13 protein-coding genes are annotated in these 15,368 nt (G+C 68.5%); 6 read left to right on the top strand and 7 right to left on the bottom strand.

The genetic code is table 11. The features are described from left to right. Nucleotides 1-18: 18 nt before the first annotated feature. Nucleotides 19-156 (bottom strand): hypothetical protein, encoded by a 138-nt coding sequence (locus tag ACIP5Y_RS22810; RefSeq protein WP_400352472.1) that lies wholly within the window; start codon nt 154-156, stop codon nt 19-21. 83 nt (nt 157-239) lie between these two features. After that, the gene (locus tag ACIP5Y_RS22805; RefSeq protein WP_400352471.1) at nt 240-677 is read right to left on the bottom strand and encodes a hypothetical protein; all 438 of its coding nucleotides are present in this window, start codon (nt 675-677) and stop codon (nt 240-242) included. 99 nt (nt 678-776) lie between these two features. On the opposite strand from ACIP5Y_RS22805, the gene ACIP5Y_RS22800 reads away from it, so the two are divergent. Continuing rightward, nucleotides 777-1,493, top strand: a complete 717-nt coding sequence (locus ACIP5Y_RS22800; protein ID WP_400352469.1) for a hypothetical protein — start codon at nt 777-779, stop codon at nt 1,491-1,493. A gap of 194 nt (nt 1,494-1,687) precedes the next feature. After that, nucleotides 1,688-3,307, top strand: coding sequence for a murein biosynthesis integral membrane protein MurJ (murJ, locus tag ACIP5Y_RS22795; RefSeq protein WP_400352467.1), 1,620 nt, complete (start codon nt 1,688-1,690; stop codon nt 3,305-3,307). On the opposite strand, the gene ACIP5Y_RS22790 is transcribed toward murJ, so the two are convergent. Together ACIP5Y_RS22790 and ACIP5Y_RS22785 are read right to left on the bottom strand one after the other, a co-directional pair. Further along, on the bottom strand, nt 3,293-4,114 hold the full coding sequence (locus tag ACIP5Y_RS22790; protein ID WP_400352465.1) for an SAM-dependent methyltransferase: 822 nt from the start codon (nt 4,112-4,114) through the stop codon (nt 3,293-3,295). The two genes, murJ and ACIP5Y_RS22790, sit on opposite strands and share 15 nt — an antisense overlap. A 5-nt stretch (nt 4,115-4,119) precedes the next feature. Beyond that, nucleotides 4,120-5,445, bottom strand: a complete 1,326-nt coding sequence (locus ACIP5Y_RS22785) for a diguanylate cyclase domain-containing protein (RefSeq protein WP_400352463.1) — start codon at nt 5,443-5,445, stop codon at nt 4,120-4,122. A gap of 467 nt (nt 5,446-5,912) precedes the next feature. On the opposite strand from ACIP5Y_RS22785, the gene ACIP5Y_RS22780 reads away from it, so the two are divergent. Together ACIP5Y_RS22780 and ACIP5Y_RS22775 are read left to right on the top strand one after the other, a co-directional pair. Beyond that, nucleotides 5,913-6,920, top strand: a complete 1,008-nt coding sequence (locus ACIP5Y_RS22780) for a hypothetical protein (RefSeq protein ID WP_400352461.1) — start codon at nt 5,913-5,915, stop codon at nt 6,918-6,920. A gap of 68 nt (nt 6,921-6,988) precedes the next feature. Beyond that, the gene (locus ACIP5Y_RS22775; protein ID WP_400352460.1) at nt 6,989-8,722 is read left to right on the top strand and encodes a hypothetical protein; all 1,734 of its coding nucleotides are present in this window, start codon (nt 6,989-6,991) and stop codon (nt 8,720-8,722) included. 75 nt (nt 8,723-8,797) lie between these two features. Here the strand turns inward: ACIP5Y_RS22775 and ACIP5Y_RS22770 are convergent, their stop codons facing one another. Then, nucleotides 8,798-11,830, bottom strand: coding sequence for an alpha-mannosidase (locus tag ACIP5Y_RS22770; protein WP_400352458.1), 3,033 nt, complete (start codon nt 11,828-11,830; stop codon nt 8,798-8,800). 92 nt (nt 11,831-11,922) lie between these two features. Here ACIP5Y_RS22770 and ACIP5Y_RS22765 point away from each other — a divergent pair, with 92 nt between their 5' ends. Further along, on the top strand, nt 11,923-12,609 hold the full coding sequence (locus ACIP5Y_RS22765; protein ID WP_400352456.1) for a hypothetical protein: 687 nt from the start codon (nt 11,923-11,925) through the stop codon (nt 12,607-12,609). 158 nt (nt 12,610-12,767) lie between these two features. Next, entirely contained in the window at nt 12,768-13,097 is a 330-nt protein-coding gene (locus ACIP5Y_RS22760; RefSeq protein WP_400352454.1) for a hypothetical protein, read from the top strand. 85 nt (nt 13,098-13,182) lie between these two features. Here ACIP5Y_RS22760 and ACIP5Y_RS22755 read toward each other — a convergent pair whose 3' ends face one another. Beyond that, nucleotides 13,183-14,265 (bottom strand): DNA polymerase domain-containing protein, encoded by a 1,083-nt coding sequence (locus tag ACIP5Y_RS22755; protein ID WP_400352452.1) that lies wholly within the window; start codon nt 14,263-14,265, stop codon nt 13,183-13,185. Then, nucleotides 14,262-15,344 (bottom strand): ATP-dependent DNA ligase, encoded by a 1,083-nt coding sequence (locus tag ACIP5Y_RS22750; protein ID WP_400352451.1) that lies wholly within the window; start codon nt 15,342-15,344, stop codon nt 14,262-14,264. The genes ACIP5Y_RS22755 and ACIP5Y_RS22750 overlap by 4 nt, the downstream gene beginning before the upstream one ends. Nucleotides 15,345-15,368 lie beyond the last annotated feature (24 nt).

Here is a 15,368-nt window from a genome sequence, read left to right as displayed (position 1 = left end):
TCCCGTGGTGCCCGGAACTCACCGGGCACCACGCCACGCCTCCTGGGCGACCCGCCGGTAATGCACCTCGGCTCGTTCGGCCGCTCCGATGCGGCGCGCGCGCAACATCTTCTCCGACAGGTGGCGTGCGTTGCTGAGTCGTTCGTGGATGCGCATGATGGGCCTTCTTTCCTTCTTGCCGGGCACCCGGTCGGCGCCTCCTATCAGGTAAGACGGCACAGCGCAGGGAAATTCAGCGCTCAGGACACGAATTGGTGGCTGCTGCGCACGCGGCCGTCCTCGGCGAAGGTGAGCACATCCAGCCCGCCCCCGACCACGCTGCCGTCACTGCGTGAACGCATCACCCAGGTCAACGCCACCGTCGCACCGGCGTGGCGGACCGGCTCACCGTCGCGTTCGAAGGCGAATTCTCCTGCGGCGATGAACCTTTCATAGGCTCGGGTCACCCGCGCGAAAAGCGCCGTGTGCCCGCGGATCTCGACCTCGGGCCACGGCATCCCGAACTCGTCGGCGTTATCGCGCATGGCCTGTGGTGGCCGGACCAGGGTCTGATATCCGTTCTCGGCCCACACGGCCCGGATCAACCGCCGCCGCTCCTCGGCGTCGGGTTCGTTCCACTGCGCGACCCACTGGTCGATCAACTGCTTCAACTCGATGTCATCAGGTTCATAAGTCACCTGCACCAGCGTGGTCACTCGGCGCCGCAGTGGCGATTCCCTGCAGGGAATGACCCGCACGCACCGCATCGGCGCGGTCGCCTCACTACCGTGGACCCCATGACGGTGCCCGGTGGGCGACTCGACATCGAATGGGACTCCGGCAGCGCCGCCGGTGACGCGGTCGTCGACCTGCCCGCCGGCGCCCGGCTGTCACTGATGATCGCCCGCGGCAACACCGACGTGCTGGCCGCAGTCGCACCCGACGCCCTCGACTCGCTGCTGCTGTTCGACACCCCGGTCAGTGCGCCCGACGTGGCCACCATCGCACAGCTCACCGGCCTGAGCGCGCTGATGTTGTTCGACACCGGTATCGGCGCCGACGCTATCGCGCAGCTGTCACAGCTGACCGGATTGCAGCAGTTGAGCATCGAGTCCATGAATCCCGACGGGGGCACACCACCGGATGCCGCCGTGGGCGCCGAGGCGTCGGAGGCGATCACCACGGTGCTGCAGGCCGAGCGCCGCGCTCGCGACCGGGTCAGCGCCTACCTCACCGTCCGCATCGGCGACGGCTACCACCTCTACGCGCCCGACGCCGCGGCCGAACAACCCCTAACGATCAGCACCGATACCGAAAGTGGCTGGGAAATAACGAAAGTCGTGGCCCCGGCCACCAGCGACGGCCACCTCACCGGCACCACCTTGCTGGCAATCGAGCTCACCGGCACCGCAAACGCACTGACCCTGCACCTGCGCGCCCAAGCCTGCCGTCCCGACAGCTGCCTGCCCCCGACCACGCTGCACGCTCACACCGAGGTTCACGCCGCACACTGACACGCCCCGCCGCACGCTGAAAGGTCGCCGAGCGGGAACTGGTGGTGGAGGGCTCTCGACGTTTGCCGCGATCAGTTCCCTCTCGCGTGTGCGTAGCCTGGGTGAGACTTCTGCGATGAGGGGGCGTGTTGCACGACTACGGCAGTTTTCCGACACTACCGTTACCGATCCAGCATGCGACGCCACGCGCTAGCGTGCCGGTCAAGTTCAAAGGTGTTGCGGCAGAACAGGGATCGCAGGCCGTCGGATTGGCTCGGGCGAGCCGGGCGGTGGCGCTGGCCGGGGTGACCAGCCGCCTCACCGGGCTCGCCAGGACACTGGTCGTGGCCGCGGTACTGGGGGCCGGTGCGGTGGGGGATGCCTACAACGGGGCGAACAATCTGCCGAACATGGTCTACGAGCTGCTGTTGGGTGGTGTGCTGGCCAGTGCGGTGGTGCCCGTGCTGACGCGGGCACGACGGCGCGGACGCAAGAACTCTCGTGAATTCACCCAGCGGGTGATGATCGCGACACTGCTGGCACTGGCCGTGATCACCGTGGCGACCGTGGTGTGCGCGCCGTGGATCGTGCGGGTGTTCGTCGCCGATTCCGGGGAGCGCCATCTTGCGACGTGGCTGGCGTATCTGCTGCTGCCGCAGATCTTCTTCTACGGGGTGAGCGTCGTGGCAGGGGCGGTGCTCAATGTGCGCGACAGTTTCGCCGCGGCCGCATGGGCGCCGGTGCTCAACAATGTGATCGTGCTGGCCACGTGTGCGGTGTTCCTCGCGCTGCCGGGGCCGGTGACGCTCACGCCCACCTCGATGACGTTCGCGCAGATCCTCACCCTCGGTGTGGGCACCACCGCCGGCATCGCGGGTCAGGCGGTGTGGGTGGTGGCGGCATTGCGGCACCACGGTTTCGAATGGAGCTGGCGGGCACGACCCGTGCCGTATACGTGGCGGCCGGTGCGGGCGGGGCTGCCGATTCTGGGCTGGCTGGTGGTGTATGCCGCGATCAGTCAGATCGGGGTGGCGGTGACGATGCGGGTGGCCTTCGACCACGGCGGCGTCTCCATTTCCGGGTACGCCGAACTGCTGTTCCAGGTTCCCTACGGCATTCTCGCCGCCTCGGTGCTGACGGTGCTCATGCCGCGCATCTCCCGGGCCGCCGCGGCCGGTGACGATGCGGCCGTACTCGCCGACCTCTCGCGCGGGGCCCGCTACCTGTCCGCCGCGCTGATCCCGGTGGCCATGGCCATGACGCTGCTGGCGCCCGGCATGACCGCGCTGCTGTTCACCGGTCGCGTCGATCCCGCGGCCGCGCACCTGATCGGGCTCGCGGTCGCCTGCTCGTCGTTCGGGTTGGCGCCCTTCGCGCTGGTCATGCTGCAGATGCGAGTGTTCTACGCCCACAACGACACTCGCACACCCACGCTCATCAATGTCGTCATGGTCGCGGTCAAGGTCGCCACCCTGGTGATTGCGGCGGCGACCCTGCCCACGCACGCGGTCATCGTGATGCTCAGCGTCGCAGGCTCACTGGCCTACACCGTCGGCGCGCTCACCGGTCACCTGCTGCTGCGCCGCCGCCACGGCCTGCTCGGCTTCGCCGCGGTCGCCGCCTCCGCACATCGGGTGCTGTGGGCGACCGCCATCGCCGGCGCGTGCGCGCTGACCGCGATCGTGGCCACGCACGCCACGATCGCCGCCCCCACCCTCGACCGGTCCACGGCGCTGCTCGCCGGTGCGGCCACCGGCACCGTGGTCTTCCTGCTCGCCGCAAAACTCATCGGCATCCCCGAAATCCGCACGGCCCGAACGCTACTGCGGCGTTGACGCCGCGGGTAGGTGCCCGATGCCGGCGTAGCCGTCGAACGCACGGACCTCGACGACATCGCCCGGATCGGGCCGCCACTGCGACAGATACACCAGGCCGGGATCCACGAGGTCGAAACCGTCGAGCAGTGCGGCGATCTCGGCGCGTGAACGCAGCACCATCGGGGTGGGTGTGCGCCGATACAGCTCCAGCGTGGCGCTCATCTGCTCGGGCGGGCCCTCATTGCCGGCGTGCGACAACACCAGGTAGCTGCCCGGCGCCATCGCCGCACGCAGCCGCGCCAGCGTATCGGCCGGGTGCACCGCATCGGGCATGAAATGCAGCAACGCCACCGCCAATACCGCGACCGGCCGGTCGAAGTCGATGAGTGCGGTGACCTCCGGGTCGGCGAGCACGGCGTCGATGGCACTGAAATCGCCGCGCACCGCGGTCGCGGCGGGAGTATCGGCGAGCATGCGCCGGCTCATCGCGATCGCGACCGGGTCGATGTCCACGTAGACGACGTGCGCGTCCGGATTGTGGGTGTGCACGACCTCGTGCACATTGCCGACCGTGGGAATCCCCGAACCCAGGTCCAGGAACTGGGTGATCCCGGCCTCGGTGACCAGATGCGTGACCGCGCGCCGCAGGAACGCCCGGTTGGCGCGGCCACTGCGCGGCACATCCGGTGCGAGCGCGGTGATCTGCTGCGCGAGGCGCCGGTCGCTGTCGAGGTGATGAACCCCGCCGAGAATATAGTCGTAAACACGTGCACTGCTGGGAATTTCGGGGTCGATATCATCGGGTGCCCAATCCGGCAACGGCATGGCGGTCAGCCTCTCTGTTCAGGGTCGAGATGCAGGGCGAGCGCGCCCTCGCGAAGATCGTGCCGGCGCAGCACCCAGCGCCCCTTGCCGTCGGCTTTGGCGCGGAACAGGGCCGTATCGGCGGCGTCGAGCAGTATTTCCGCCTCCGCACCGGCCACCGGCGCGACCAGCGCGCCGATACTGGCCGAGACCTGAACGCTGGTCTCGCCCAAAAGAATCGGGTCGGCCAGCGCCGCGAGCAGCCCCGCCGCGACGGCGGTCACGCGGTCGGCGTCGGCGGCCGGGATCAGGGCGACGAATTCGTCCCCGCCGATCCGCGCGAGCAGCGGCCGATGCTCGCGCACCCCCTCGCGCAACCGGATCGCGACCGCGGTGAGCAACCGATCCCCGACACCGTGCCCGTAGCGGTCATTGACGTGCTTGAAGCCATCCAGATCGAGAAAACACAACCCCACCTGATCCTCGCCGCCCGCATGCGCGATCAACGTGTCGAGCTGCTCGACCAGATACCGCCGATTCGGCAGCCCCGTGAGCAGATCGTGACGGGCCTGACGATGCAGCTCGTCCTGCATCCGGTGCCGCTCGGTGACATCCTCACCCACCGCGAGCAGATAATCATGCTGCCCGCCACCACCTTTGACGAAAGTGATAGCGAAAGACGCCCACCGGCAATGCCCATCGGTGCGCTGAATCCGCAACTGTAACTTCGCGGTACCCTGCCCGGCCGGCACCAGCTTCTCATAGATCACCGCCCGCATCTCGGCGCGATCATCGGGATGGGTGAAGTCGTACACCGACGCCCCGCGCAGCCGCTGCACCGGCACCCCGATCATCTCGGCCAGCCCGCGATTGGCATCCACCAACCGCCCCTCGGTGTCCCCGACCGCGATGGCGACCGCCGCATTGTCGAACACCACCCGGAACCGCTGCTCCGCGGCGCGACGCGCCTCATCCATCCCCTGCTCGAGCGACAGCCGCCCCCGATGCTGCACCTCATGCAACGCCGCCCCATAGCCGCGCCCGAAACACGCCAGCACCACCGCCATCCGCTGCGACACATCAGGCCGATGACAGAACTGCGCGAGTGCGGTCAGCGCCTGCGCCGACACCGGCAGCACCTCGGGATCGGTCAGCTTCGCCTCCACCAATACCCGCCCCGCTGCCGCCGCCCCCGCGGAATCGACCGGATCCCGATCCAGCGCCGCCGCGAGATTGCCGAGCACCCCCGCCAGCAGTCGCTGCGCCGCCCGCGCGGGCATCGGCACATAACAGGTCTGGGCCAATGCCCGCCACCAGCCGTACGCCACTTCGCCGCGCTCGTGTTCCTCCACGACGCCCCCTCACGCTCTGCCCCGCCCGGACAACCCCTCTCCGCGCGGCCTCGAATACGCGGGTGATCCTAACAACGTCGGATTGACCCCGTGCACAACAGTTTTCGAACCACCCACCCGAAGCGCAGTGCCGGGGTCGCTAGCCGGTTGCACAGACTGCGGTGTCGAAGGCCTTGTGCACGACGGCATCCACCATGGCGTCTCTCACCGCGCCGACCGTGTGGAAGAAGTCATGGTCAGGACGCTCATGCGCGCACCGCCCGGCGCGCATCACCCGAACCGCTATCGCACGGTCATTCCCGCGGCGTAGCGCGGATCCGGGAGAACCCTGTGCCCGCCTGCACGGAACCTTCACAAACTCTGCACCATTCGACGCGAACCGGCGGGTGCGCGGGTCGTAATGTCAGGGCATGAGAGTCGGTGGTGCGATCCGGGCGCGATGGCGCCGGCGCACGCGATGGCAGCGAATGTCGATCGCATCGGTATTGGTGCTGTGTTTGCTCGCGACCCCTGTGGCTGCCATGGCGGCGGCCCTGCGACTGGAAGGCTCCGGGCAGGTGTCCGCGCAGGCGCGGACCCGCGGGCGCGATGCGTACTGGCTCGGGCATGCCTGGGTCGACGGCCGCAAGACCGACGCCGACGTCGCCGGGCTCGCAACAGCCTTGGCCGGCAGCGGAATCAAGGACCTGTTCGTGCACACCGGCCCCCTCTCCGATGACGGCACCCTGCCCGCAGCCCTGCACCCGCAAGCGAGCTGGTTCACCGCCGCCGTGCACCGGCTACTGCCCGGCGTGCGGGTACAGGCATGGCTCGGCGATTTCGTCGCACCCGAACACGACGCACTGCACCTCGAGGATCCCGCCGTCCGCGATCGCGTCCTCGATTCGGTGAATCAGGTCCTGGATCTCGGATTCGACGGCGTCCACTACGATCTGGAACCCGTGCGCTCCGGCTCGCCCGCCTACCTGACCCTGCTGGACCGCACCCGCTCCCTCACCACCACCCGCCACGCCCTGCTGTCGGTCTCGGCGCCCCAGGTCGACCCCCTGCCCGGCCTGCACTCCCTCGGCATCGCCCTCGTCGGGCACGGAAAGTTCTGGTCCCAAGCCTATTTCGGCGAGGTGGCCCGCCGCGTCGACCAGATCGCCGTCATGTCCTACGACACCTCCATGCCCACCCGCCCCCTCTACACCGGCTACGTCGCCCAGCAAACCACCCTCGCCCTCCAGGTCACCCCCCAATCGGTCGACGTCCTCATGGGTGTCCCGGTCTTCTGGGCCGAGGACTACGGCCACCACGGCGACGCCGAAACCGTCGCCGCCGCCGTCCGCGGCATCCGACTCGGCCTGGCCCGCACCGCCCCCCACCGCGAAAGCTTCGGCGTCGCACTCTATGTCGACTTCACCGCCACCCCACAAGACCTCGACACCTACCGCCACGACTGGTGCCCACCCGGCGGCCCCTACAACGGTTGAAAACCGCGAGCCGTGACAGGCCCATGCCGACTTGCCCGCGACCAGGTCGGTCTACAACCATGCGGGACATGCGTGTTCGATTGCAGTACGAGATATTGCTCGGGGCGGCGGCGACCTGGCTGGTCGGTGTGGTGCTGTCGGTGTGGAGCGTTGCACACCTCGATCCGCACGCGGTCGGTCCGGCCAAGGGCGCGATGGTTTGCCTGGGGTGGGTGTTGCCGGTCGGGCTGATCGCAGCATGGGCCGCGGTCGCGGCGGGGGTACGGGCGACCGCTCGGGTGCGGTGGGCGGCGACGGCCACTGGACTGGTGGCGTTGGCTGCCGCGGCGACTCCGCCGCTGGCGGCACATGCGGTGTTGCACGCCGACAAGTATCGGGATTGGGCGGTGCCCGCCCACGCATGGTTCGGATCGCCGGACCAGCTCCCGGTGCCGCATTCGGTGGGATACGTGGTGCTGTGCGCCGCGCAGGCCCCGCTACTGCTGGTGGCGTTGATCCAGACGGCGGTGACAGCACGGGTACTGCTCACCGGTGTCCGATCGGCGCCGGTGACCAGGCGGCGGATGGTGAGCGGGGTAGCGCTTCTGATGGTGGGGGCTGCGGTCGCGGCCGGGGTGATGGTCGCGGTGCGACCGGTCGGAGCGCTCACCGAGATTCGGACCGCCGCCGCACGCAATCTCCCGATCGACACCGTGCCACGGCTCGATATCGCGCGGACCCAGCGGTGGCACGGTCCGAAATTGTCAGGGGCACAGTCGGATCCGGCCGGCGTGCACGGATGGATCGAGTCCGGCGACCGCGTGCGCGCCACGGCGACCCTGGCCGGGTTCGATCCGCTGACCGGAGCCCGGCGCTGGTCGATCATGCGGCCCGGCCTGGACCTGGGCGACGGCGGGGATCCCCGAGGGGCCGCGAATTACAGCGCCGATTTGGGCCTGGTGACGTGGGTGCGATGGCACGCCATGGATCCCGCCGTGATCGAAACCGTGGACACCGACACCGGCACCCCACTGCGCCGGATGGATGCCGGGCATATCGGCCAGAAATGGTTCGGCTACGCCGATCCCACCGGATCCGAGGTCTCGGCGTTCCTCCACGAGGATCTGCGCACCGGCAAGCTGTTGTGGAGTATCGACCCGGTGTCGTTGGGCTGTCCGGGCCGGGTCGGCGCACAGCTGGCTGCGATGGACGACGCGACGCTGTTCTCGTGTCCCACGACCGCGGGGACCGACGACCTGGGGGCGGATTACCTGGTCGGCGGACTCGACGAGCGAACCGGCAGCGTGCTGTGGAAACGCCGGATCCAGGGTAGCCGGTACGTCACCACCGACCTGCACGGCGACGCCGTCGTGGTTCAGCTGCAGGGTCTGCAGTCCCAACTCACGATCGATGCCCGCACCGGCACGGACCTGGGCACCGCACCCCTGTGCGACTTGAAAGATTCTCTGGCGGGCGGTAACTGCCTCACCAACGATCACGACGACACCATGATCCTGCGCGGTCCCGACGGGACGATCCGGTGGCGCCTATCGGGTTTCGGTGACGAGTGGCGGCGCCGAGTGCTTGCCACCGCCGATACCGTGCTGACGATCGTGACCACCGACGGGCCGGGAACCGGCCCGTGCTGGCTCGTCGCCTACGACCTGGCATCCGGAAAACGCACAGTGGTCGCAGGACCGCAGCCCCTGGCCGGGCAATCGCCGGTGATCACCATGCCCGTGCCCGACGCACCGCTGTACCCGCAATCCTGGGGCGTACTCATCGGCAGCGGCGACGAACTGGCCGTGATACCGGCCCGCTGACGGGCCTCGTCTCTGTGGTGGGCGGCGCTGTCGGACCGGAGTGTGTGAGGCGCGGCCGAGCGGCCCATCGCAGGTTCAGTCGGCGAGGGGTTCGGGGGAGTGGGTGAAGCGCAGGGTGACGAGTTGGAAGGGGCGCAGGTGCAGGCGAAGTCCGAGAGTGTGTGCGGCCGCGGTGGTTTCGGCGGGGAGGGGGCGCTCGAGGAGGTCGCAGACTTCGAAGCCGGTGGTGGGGAAGGCGGGGGTTATGAGGGCGGTGGCGCGGCCGCCGTGGGCCTCGTATACGCGCAGGATGACGTCGCCGCTGGCGTCGTCGGCGAGTTTGATTGCGCTGGTTACGACGGCGTCGTTGTCGATGGTGAAGAGCGGGGTGACGGGTTCGGCGACGGTGGGGCGGGGTGAGGTGAGGTTGATGCGGTAGCCCTCGCGGACGGCATCGGCGATGGTGGCGCCCGGGAGTAGGCGGTGGCGGAAGAGGTGGGCGCCGTGGTCGGTGTCGGGGTCGGGGAAACGTGGGGCGCGCAGTAGGGAGGCGCGCAGGGTGGTGGTGGTTCCACCGTCGGGGCGGACGGTGCGGGTGAGGTCGTGGCCGTAGGTGGAGTCGTTGACCAGGGCCACGGCCCAGCCGGGTTCGCCGAGGTGGATGAAGCGGTGGTTGCAGGCCTCGAACTTGGCGTATTCCCAGCTGGTATTGGTGTGGGTGGGGCGGTACAGGTGGCCGAACTGGGTTTCGGCGGCGTAGCGGTCGGCGTGAATGTCGAGGGGGAAGGCGAGTTTGAGGAATTTCTCGGTTTCGAACCAGTCGACAGCGGTGTCGATATCCAGGGCGCGGGCGCCCGGGCGCAGGGTCAGGGTCTGCTCGGCCTTGGAGGAGCCGAACGAGCGGCCCACCCGCACCACCGCCGAACCGGACGAATCCAGCTCCGCCACCACAGAATCCGCCTCGATCAAGTCCGTGACCCGGTTGCGGTAGAACAGGTCCACATCCCAGGCGTCCCAGGAGTTCGGCAGATCCGGGTGCAGTTGCAGCAGGTTCGCGACGGTATCCGGCGGCAGCGTCTCCCGCTCCTGCGTGAGGTCGAACACCGATACGATCAGCCCGCGCTCGTCGACCGCTACCCGCAAGACGTTGTTGGCGAGCACGAATCCGCCGCCGGCCCGCGGGGATACCGTGGCCGGGTCACCCACCGCCACCGGGGCCGCCGCACCGGCCGGCACCGAATCCTGCGCATGCGGCGCCGCATTGAAGACGTTCACACCGGCCCGCTCGCCGCCGAGCACCCATTGGGCTTGCTCGATCAGCGCCGTCAGCTCCTCGGCCACCGCAGCATAGGTTTGTTGCGCCTCCCGATGCACCCAGGCGATCGAGGAACCCGGCAGAATATCGTGGAACTGGTGCAGCAGCACCGTCTTCCACAACCGGTCCAGCGCCGCGTACGGATACTCGGCCTGCTTGCGCACCGCCGCGGTGGCCGCCCACAGCTCGGCCTCCCGCAACAGATGCTCACTGCGCCGATTGCCTTGCTTGGTGCGAGCCTGCGTGGTCAGCGTCGCACGATGCAACTCCAGATACAGTTCGCCCACCCACACCGGCGGATGCTCGTATTCGGCCTCGGCGCGGGCGAAGAAACCGGCGGGGGTGTCCCACACCACCTTCGGTGAACCCTCCAGATCGCGCATGCGCGCGGCCTTGGCGATCATCTCGCGGGTCGTGCCACCGCCGCCGTCGCCGAAACCGGTCGGCGCCAGCGAATGCGAGGCCCGCCCCTTCTCCTTGAAATTCCGTGCCGCATGCGCCATCTCGCTGCCCTGCATGGAACAGTTGTAGGTGTCGATCGGCGGGAAATGAGTGAAGATACGGGTGCCGTCGATACCCTCCCACAGGAAGGTGTGATGCGGGAACTGGTTGATCTGACTCCAGGAAATCTTCTGTGTCAGCAGCCATTGCGAGCCCGCGGCCTTGATGATCTGCGGCAGCCCGGCCGCGAAACCGAAGGTGTCGGGCAGCCAGGCCTCGCGGTTCTCCACCCCGAACTCGTCGAGGAAGAACCGTTTGCCGTGCACGAACTGCCGCGCCATCGCCTCCGATCCGGGCATATTGGTATCGGATTCCACCCACATGCCGCCCGCCGGCACGAACCGCCCCTGCGCGACAGCCTGTTTCACCCGCGCGTACACCTCGGGCCGATGCTGTTTGAGGAAATCGTATTGTGCCGCTTGCGACATCGTGTAGACGAACTCGGGTTCCTGCTCGAGCAGCGCGGTCATATTGGCCGCGGTGCGCGCCACCTTGCGGACCGTCTCGCGCAGCGGCCACAACCAGGCGGTGTCGATATGCGCGTGCCCGACCGCGTGGACGGTGTGCGCCGACGGAATCGCCGGCCGCGCCAGCACTCCGGTCAGGCAGGTGCGCGCCGCGGCGGCGGTGCCGTTCACATCCTGCAGGTCGACCGCGTCCAGGGCGCGTTCGATGGCGCGCACGATGTCATAGCGGCGCGCCGGATCCTCGGGCATCTCGTGCATGAGCTCACCGAGCACCTCGAGATCCTGCACCAGCCCCCACACCTGTTCGTCGAACACCGCCAGATCCATGCGGCCCAGCCGGTATCGCGGCGCGCTGCCCGCGGTGGCCTTCTCGCCCAGAGTGGTCGGTGCGAAGAACCCGATGGCCGGATTCGAGGCCGCCTCCACATGCAACAGCACCTGTTCACCGCCGACCGCCGGGTCCGCGATCCGCACCCACTGACTGCGCGGATGCAGTCCCTTCACCGGCGTCCCGTCCGCGCGGTACACCAGTCCCTCGCACTGGAATCCGGTCATGGTGGCGTCGAATCCGAGGTCGATGATCGCCTCGACCGTCCTGCCCGCCCACGCCGGCGGCACCGTGCCCGCCACGGTGAGCCAGGTGGTGCCCCACGCCGCCCCCCAGCGCGCACCGGGCTCCACGGGCGTGCGGGGTGCGGCGATCCCCTCCGCGACCGGCACCGGCTCGTCCGGGGCCACCCACATCGACGCCCGCAGCGGCACCGATTCCGGGTAGATCGCCGGCGCGATCCGCTCCGAGAGCACCCGGGCCAGGCGTACCTCGATCAACCGACGGTCATCGTGCATGGCGGTGTCTCCTCGAGCCGGTGACGTGATCGACCAACACGCCCATTCTGCGGCAACCACGACCTGTCGGGGCGGATCGATACGCTGCCGACATGGTCAGTCCGGAGTCGGCGGTGCGCCGCCTGATGCGCGAAACGGGAAAGTTGCTGCAGCCCTACGGGTTCGACAGCGCCGAAGCCAACGGCACCCGAGCCGAATCCGGCTGGACGCGAGTCGAGGACGCCGGAGTGGCGTCGGTGACGCGCACCCGCACCGTACGCAACTGGACCGGCGGGCAGCAGGAACTCCGGTTCGGGCTCGCCCTCGATGCCACCCCGCTCGCCTGGTGGGAGTACCGCAACTGGCGCAACACACAATTGGGCCTGGCGGCCCTGCCGCGCGAACAGGCCGAAGGACCCGGGCTGCTCGCAATGTCGGGGCTGCCATCGCACGCGAGCGAGCCGTGGTCGCTGCGCCTGGACCCACAGCAGCCCGGCCACGCCCTGCAAGCCGATATCGACGTCATTCGCGCCCAGCTGCCGCGGCGCGTGCACCTGTACGCGCGCCGCGCGCTACGCCTGCTGCAACCCGGCGTCTATCTCGATGAACTACTGGCACAACCGGATCCGGGCCTCGACACCTGGGTGGCGATCGTCGTGCTCCTCGGCGCCGACGGCCCGGGGAGCCAACTCGACCACGCGTGCGAACAATTGCGGTTATTCGGTGTACAACACGATGCCGCGTCCTACGCGGGCGACGTCATCGATTACGCCCACGGTCAGGCCGCGGCGGTTCATTAACTCGCCGGTTACGACCGCACGCCGTGGCGGTCACGAAATTCCCGAAACGACAATCGGAAACGGTCATATCTGGTACGCATGAATGAGCTGTTCAGCTGCTCCGAGAAAACCGATATGCATTCTCACCAGTCAGGTTCACTTGCACGGGAGAAGGAGCAATGAAAATCAATCGATTTACAGCAGCCGCCGTGCTCGCAATCGGTCTCACGGCGACCACGGTCGGCGTGGCGGGTGCGGAACCGCTCGATCTGACCCCGGAGCCGGGCCCGAGTGTCACCGCCCCGGTCGATGATCCGGACACCACCATGCATCAGTGCAACGCCATCATCGGCGCCCTGGCCGGCGGGCTCATCGGCGGTACGTTCAGCGCGCTACCCGGTGCGCTGATCGGTGCCGGCATCGGCGCCCTGATCGGATGGTCATTGCTCTACCCGCCGGGACCGCCGCTGGCCTGCTGGCAGCCACCGCCCCCGGCGCCGAACCCGTAGCCGCGCGAACCCTGCTGGAGGCGTCCTCGGTCACGCTCGCCCGAGGACGCACCAGCACGCCGCAACCCCGTTGCGCGAGCAGCGATCACCGCGACTCGCCGGAATCCTTCTTGCTCCCGGTGGCCTTGCGGGAAGGCTGCACCCGGGGCGGCTCGTTGGGCATCTTCGGATAGACCGGCGGCCAGGGCGCATCCATGAGCCCGGCGGCCAGATCCTTCTCCGACATCTCCAGCAGCACCTGAATGGACTGCGGGACCCGATCCGCCCACGGGTCACCGGCGGCGGCGACCCGCGCGGGCACGGTCGCGATGGTCAGCTCATCGGGCACGATCTCGGCCAGCTCGTCCCAGGCGATCGGCGTGGACACCTGCGCGCCCACCTTCGGGCGCACACACCAGGCGCCGAAAACCGTTTTGTGCGGCGCATTCTGGTTGAAGTCGAAGAACACACGCGACCCGCGCTCCTCCTTCCACCACTGCGCGGTGATGCGCTCGGGATGGCGGCGCTCGAGTTCACGCGCCAGCGCCACCGCCGCGGCACGCACCTGATAGCCGTCCCAGCGCGGTTCCAGCAGCGCATACAGGTGCAGCCCGCGCGAACCAGACGTCTTCACCCGCACATCGATACCCAGTTCGGTGCACAACTGCCGCGTCAGTACCGCGGCCTCGCGCAGTTCCTCGAATCCGATACCGGGGGAGGGATCCAGGTCCACCCGCAGCTCATCGGTCACCCCGGTGGGCGGCAGCAGCGCCCCGGCCGCGTCGTACACCGGCGGCGCCGAGATCGCCGGATCGCTGCCGGCATGGGTGGGCCAGACGTGAAAACCCAGGCAGCCCAGGTTCACCGCCCACAGGATGTGCGCCATATCGGCGGCGACCAGCGCCTCGCTGGTGGTGCCGTTGGGGGTGGAGACGACGGTGGTCTGCACCCAGTCCGGGGTGCCCTTGGGTACGCGCTTCTGGAACCATGATTTGCCCGCGGCGCCATCCGGGTAGCGTTCCAGCAGCAGCGGCCGGTCCTGGATGGTGTTCATGATCGAATCCGCAACGGCGAGATAGTAATTCGCCAGATCCAGTTTGGTTTCCCCGCGCTTGCTGAAATAGACCTTGCCGGGATTGGTGAGCGTGACGGTGTGCCCGTCGACCTCGAGATCCACCGCTTCGCTCATCGCCGCGCCTCGTCGAAGAGGGTGTCGAGCTCGGCCGGTGCGACCTCGTCGAGCTGGGCGTAGGTGCAGGATTCGGGCGTGCGGTCGGTGCGGAAGCGCACCAGCCGCCCGCCGTGGCGTAATCGCCCCGCCATCACATGCTCGTAGCGGACCTCGGCGACCAGTTCCGGGCGCAGCGGCTCCCACGAGAGGTCCTTGCCGCCGGTCCAGCGGCTCACCCCGCCGGGCATCTTGCCCTCGGCCTTGGCCTGTTCGGCGGCATCGGCCCAGCTGCGCCAGGGATGATTCTCGAGCGCGTTGTGCCGCAACGGTTCCAGTTCGGTGACCAGTTCGGCGCGGCGCGCCGCGGTGAAACTCGACGCCACCCCGACATGGTTGAGCCGCCCGTCGGCGTCGAACAGGCCCAGCAGCAGCGAGCCCACGCCCTGACCGTCCTTGTGCCAGCGGAACCCGGCGATCACGCAGTCGGCGGTGCGCTCGTGCTTGATCTTCAGCATCACCCGCTTGTCCTGCAGGTAGGGCAGATCCGCGGCCTTGGCCATCACCCCGTCGAAGCCCGCGCCCTCGAACCGGGTGAACCAGTCCTGCGCGGTATCGGGGTCATCGGTGATCGGGGTCAGGTGCAGGCGCGGAACGTCCTGGCTCAGCACCGTTTCCAGCACCCGCCGACGTTCGGAGAACGGCTGCTCGGTGAGATCGTCGTCGCCGAGCGCCAGCAGATCGAAGCCGACGAAGCTGGCCGGAGTCTCCACCGCCAGCTTGTTCACCCGCGAGGCGGCCGGATGCAGCCGCTGCTGCAGCGTGTCGAAGTCCAGGCCGTTCGCGGTGACCACCACGATCTCCCCGTCGAGCACACAGCGCGGCGGCAGCGCCTTGCCCAGTAGTTCCACCAGTTCGGGGAAGTACCGGGTCAAGGGCCTATCGTTGCGGGAACCCAGTTCGATCTCCGCGCCGTCGCGAAACACGATGCAGCGGAAGCCGTCCCATTTCGGTTCATAGCGCAGCCCCGGTTCGCGGGGCAGCTCCGACACCGATTTCGCCAGCATCGGTTTGATCGGTGGCATGACGGGCAGATCCATCGGACCTCCTCGGCTCGCGGTTGA

Origin of the sequence: Nocardia sp. NPDC088792 (assembly GCF_044750615.1) — a bacterium.
GTDB lineage: Bacteria > Actinomycetota > Actinomycetes > Mycobacteriales > Mycobacteriaceae > Nocardia.
This window is presented reverse-complemented; position numbering and strand designations above follow the sequence as displayed.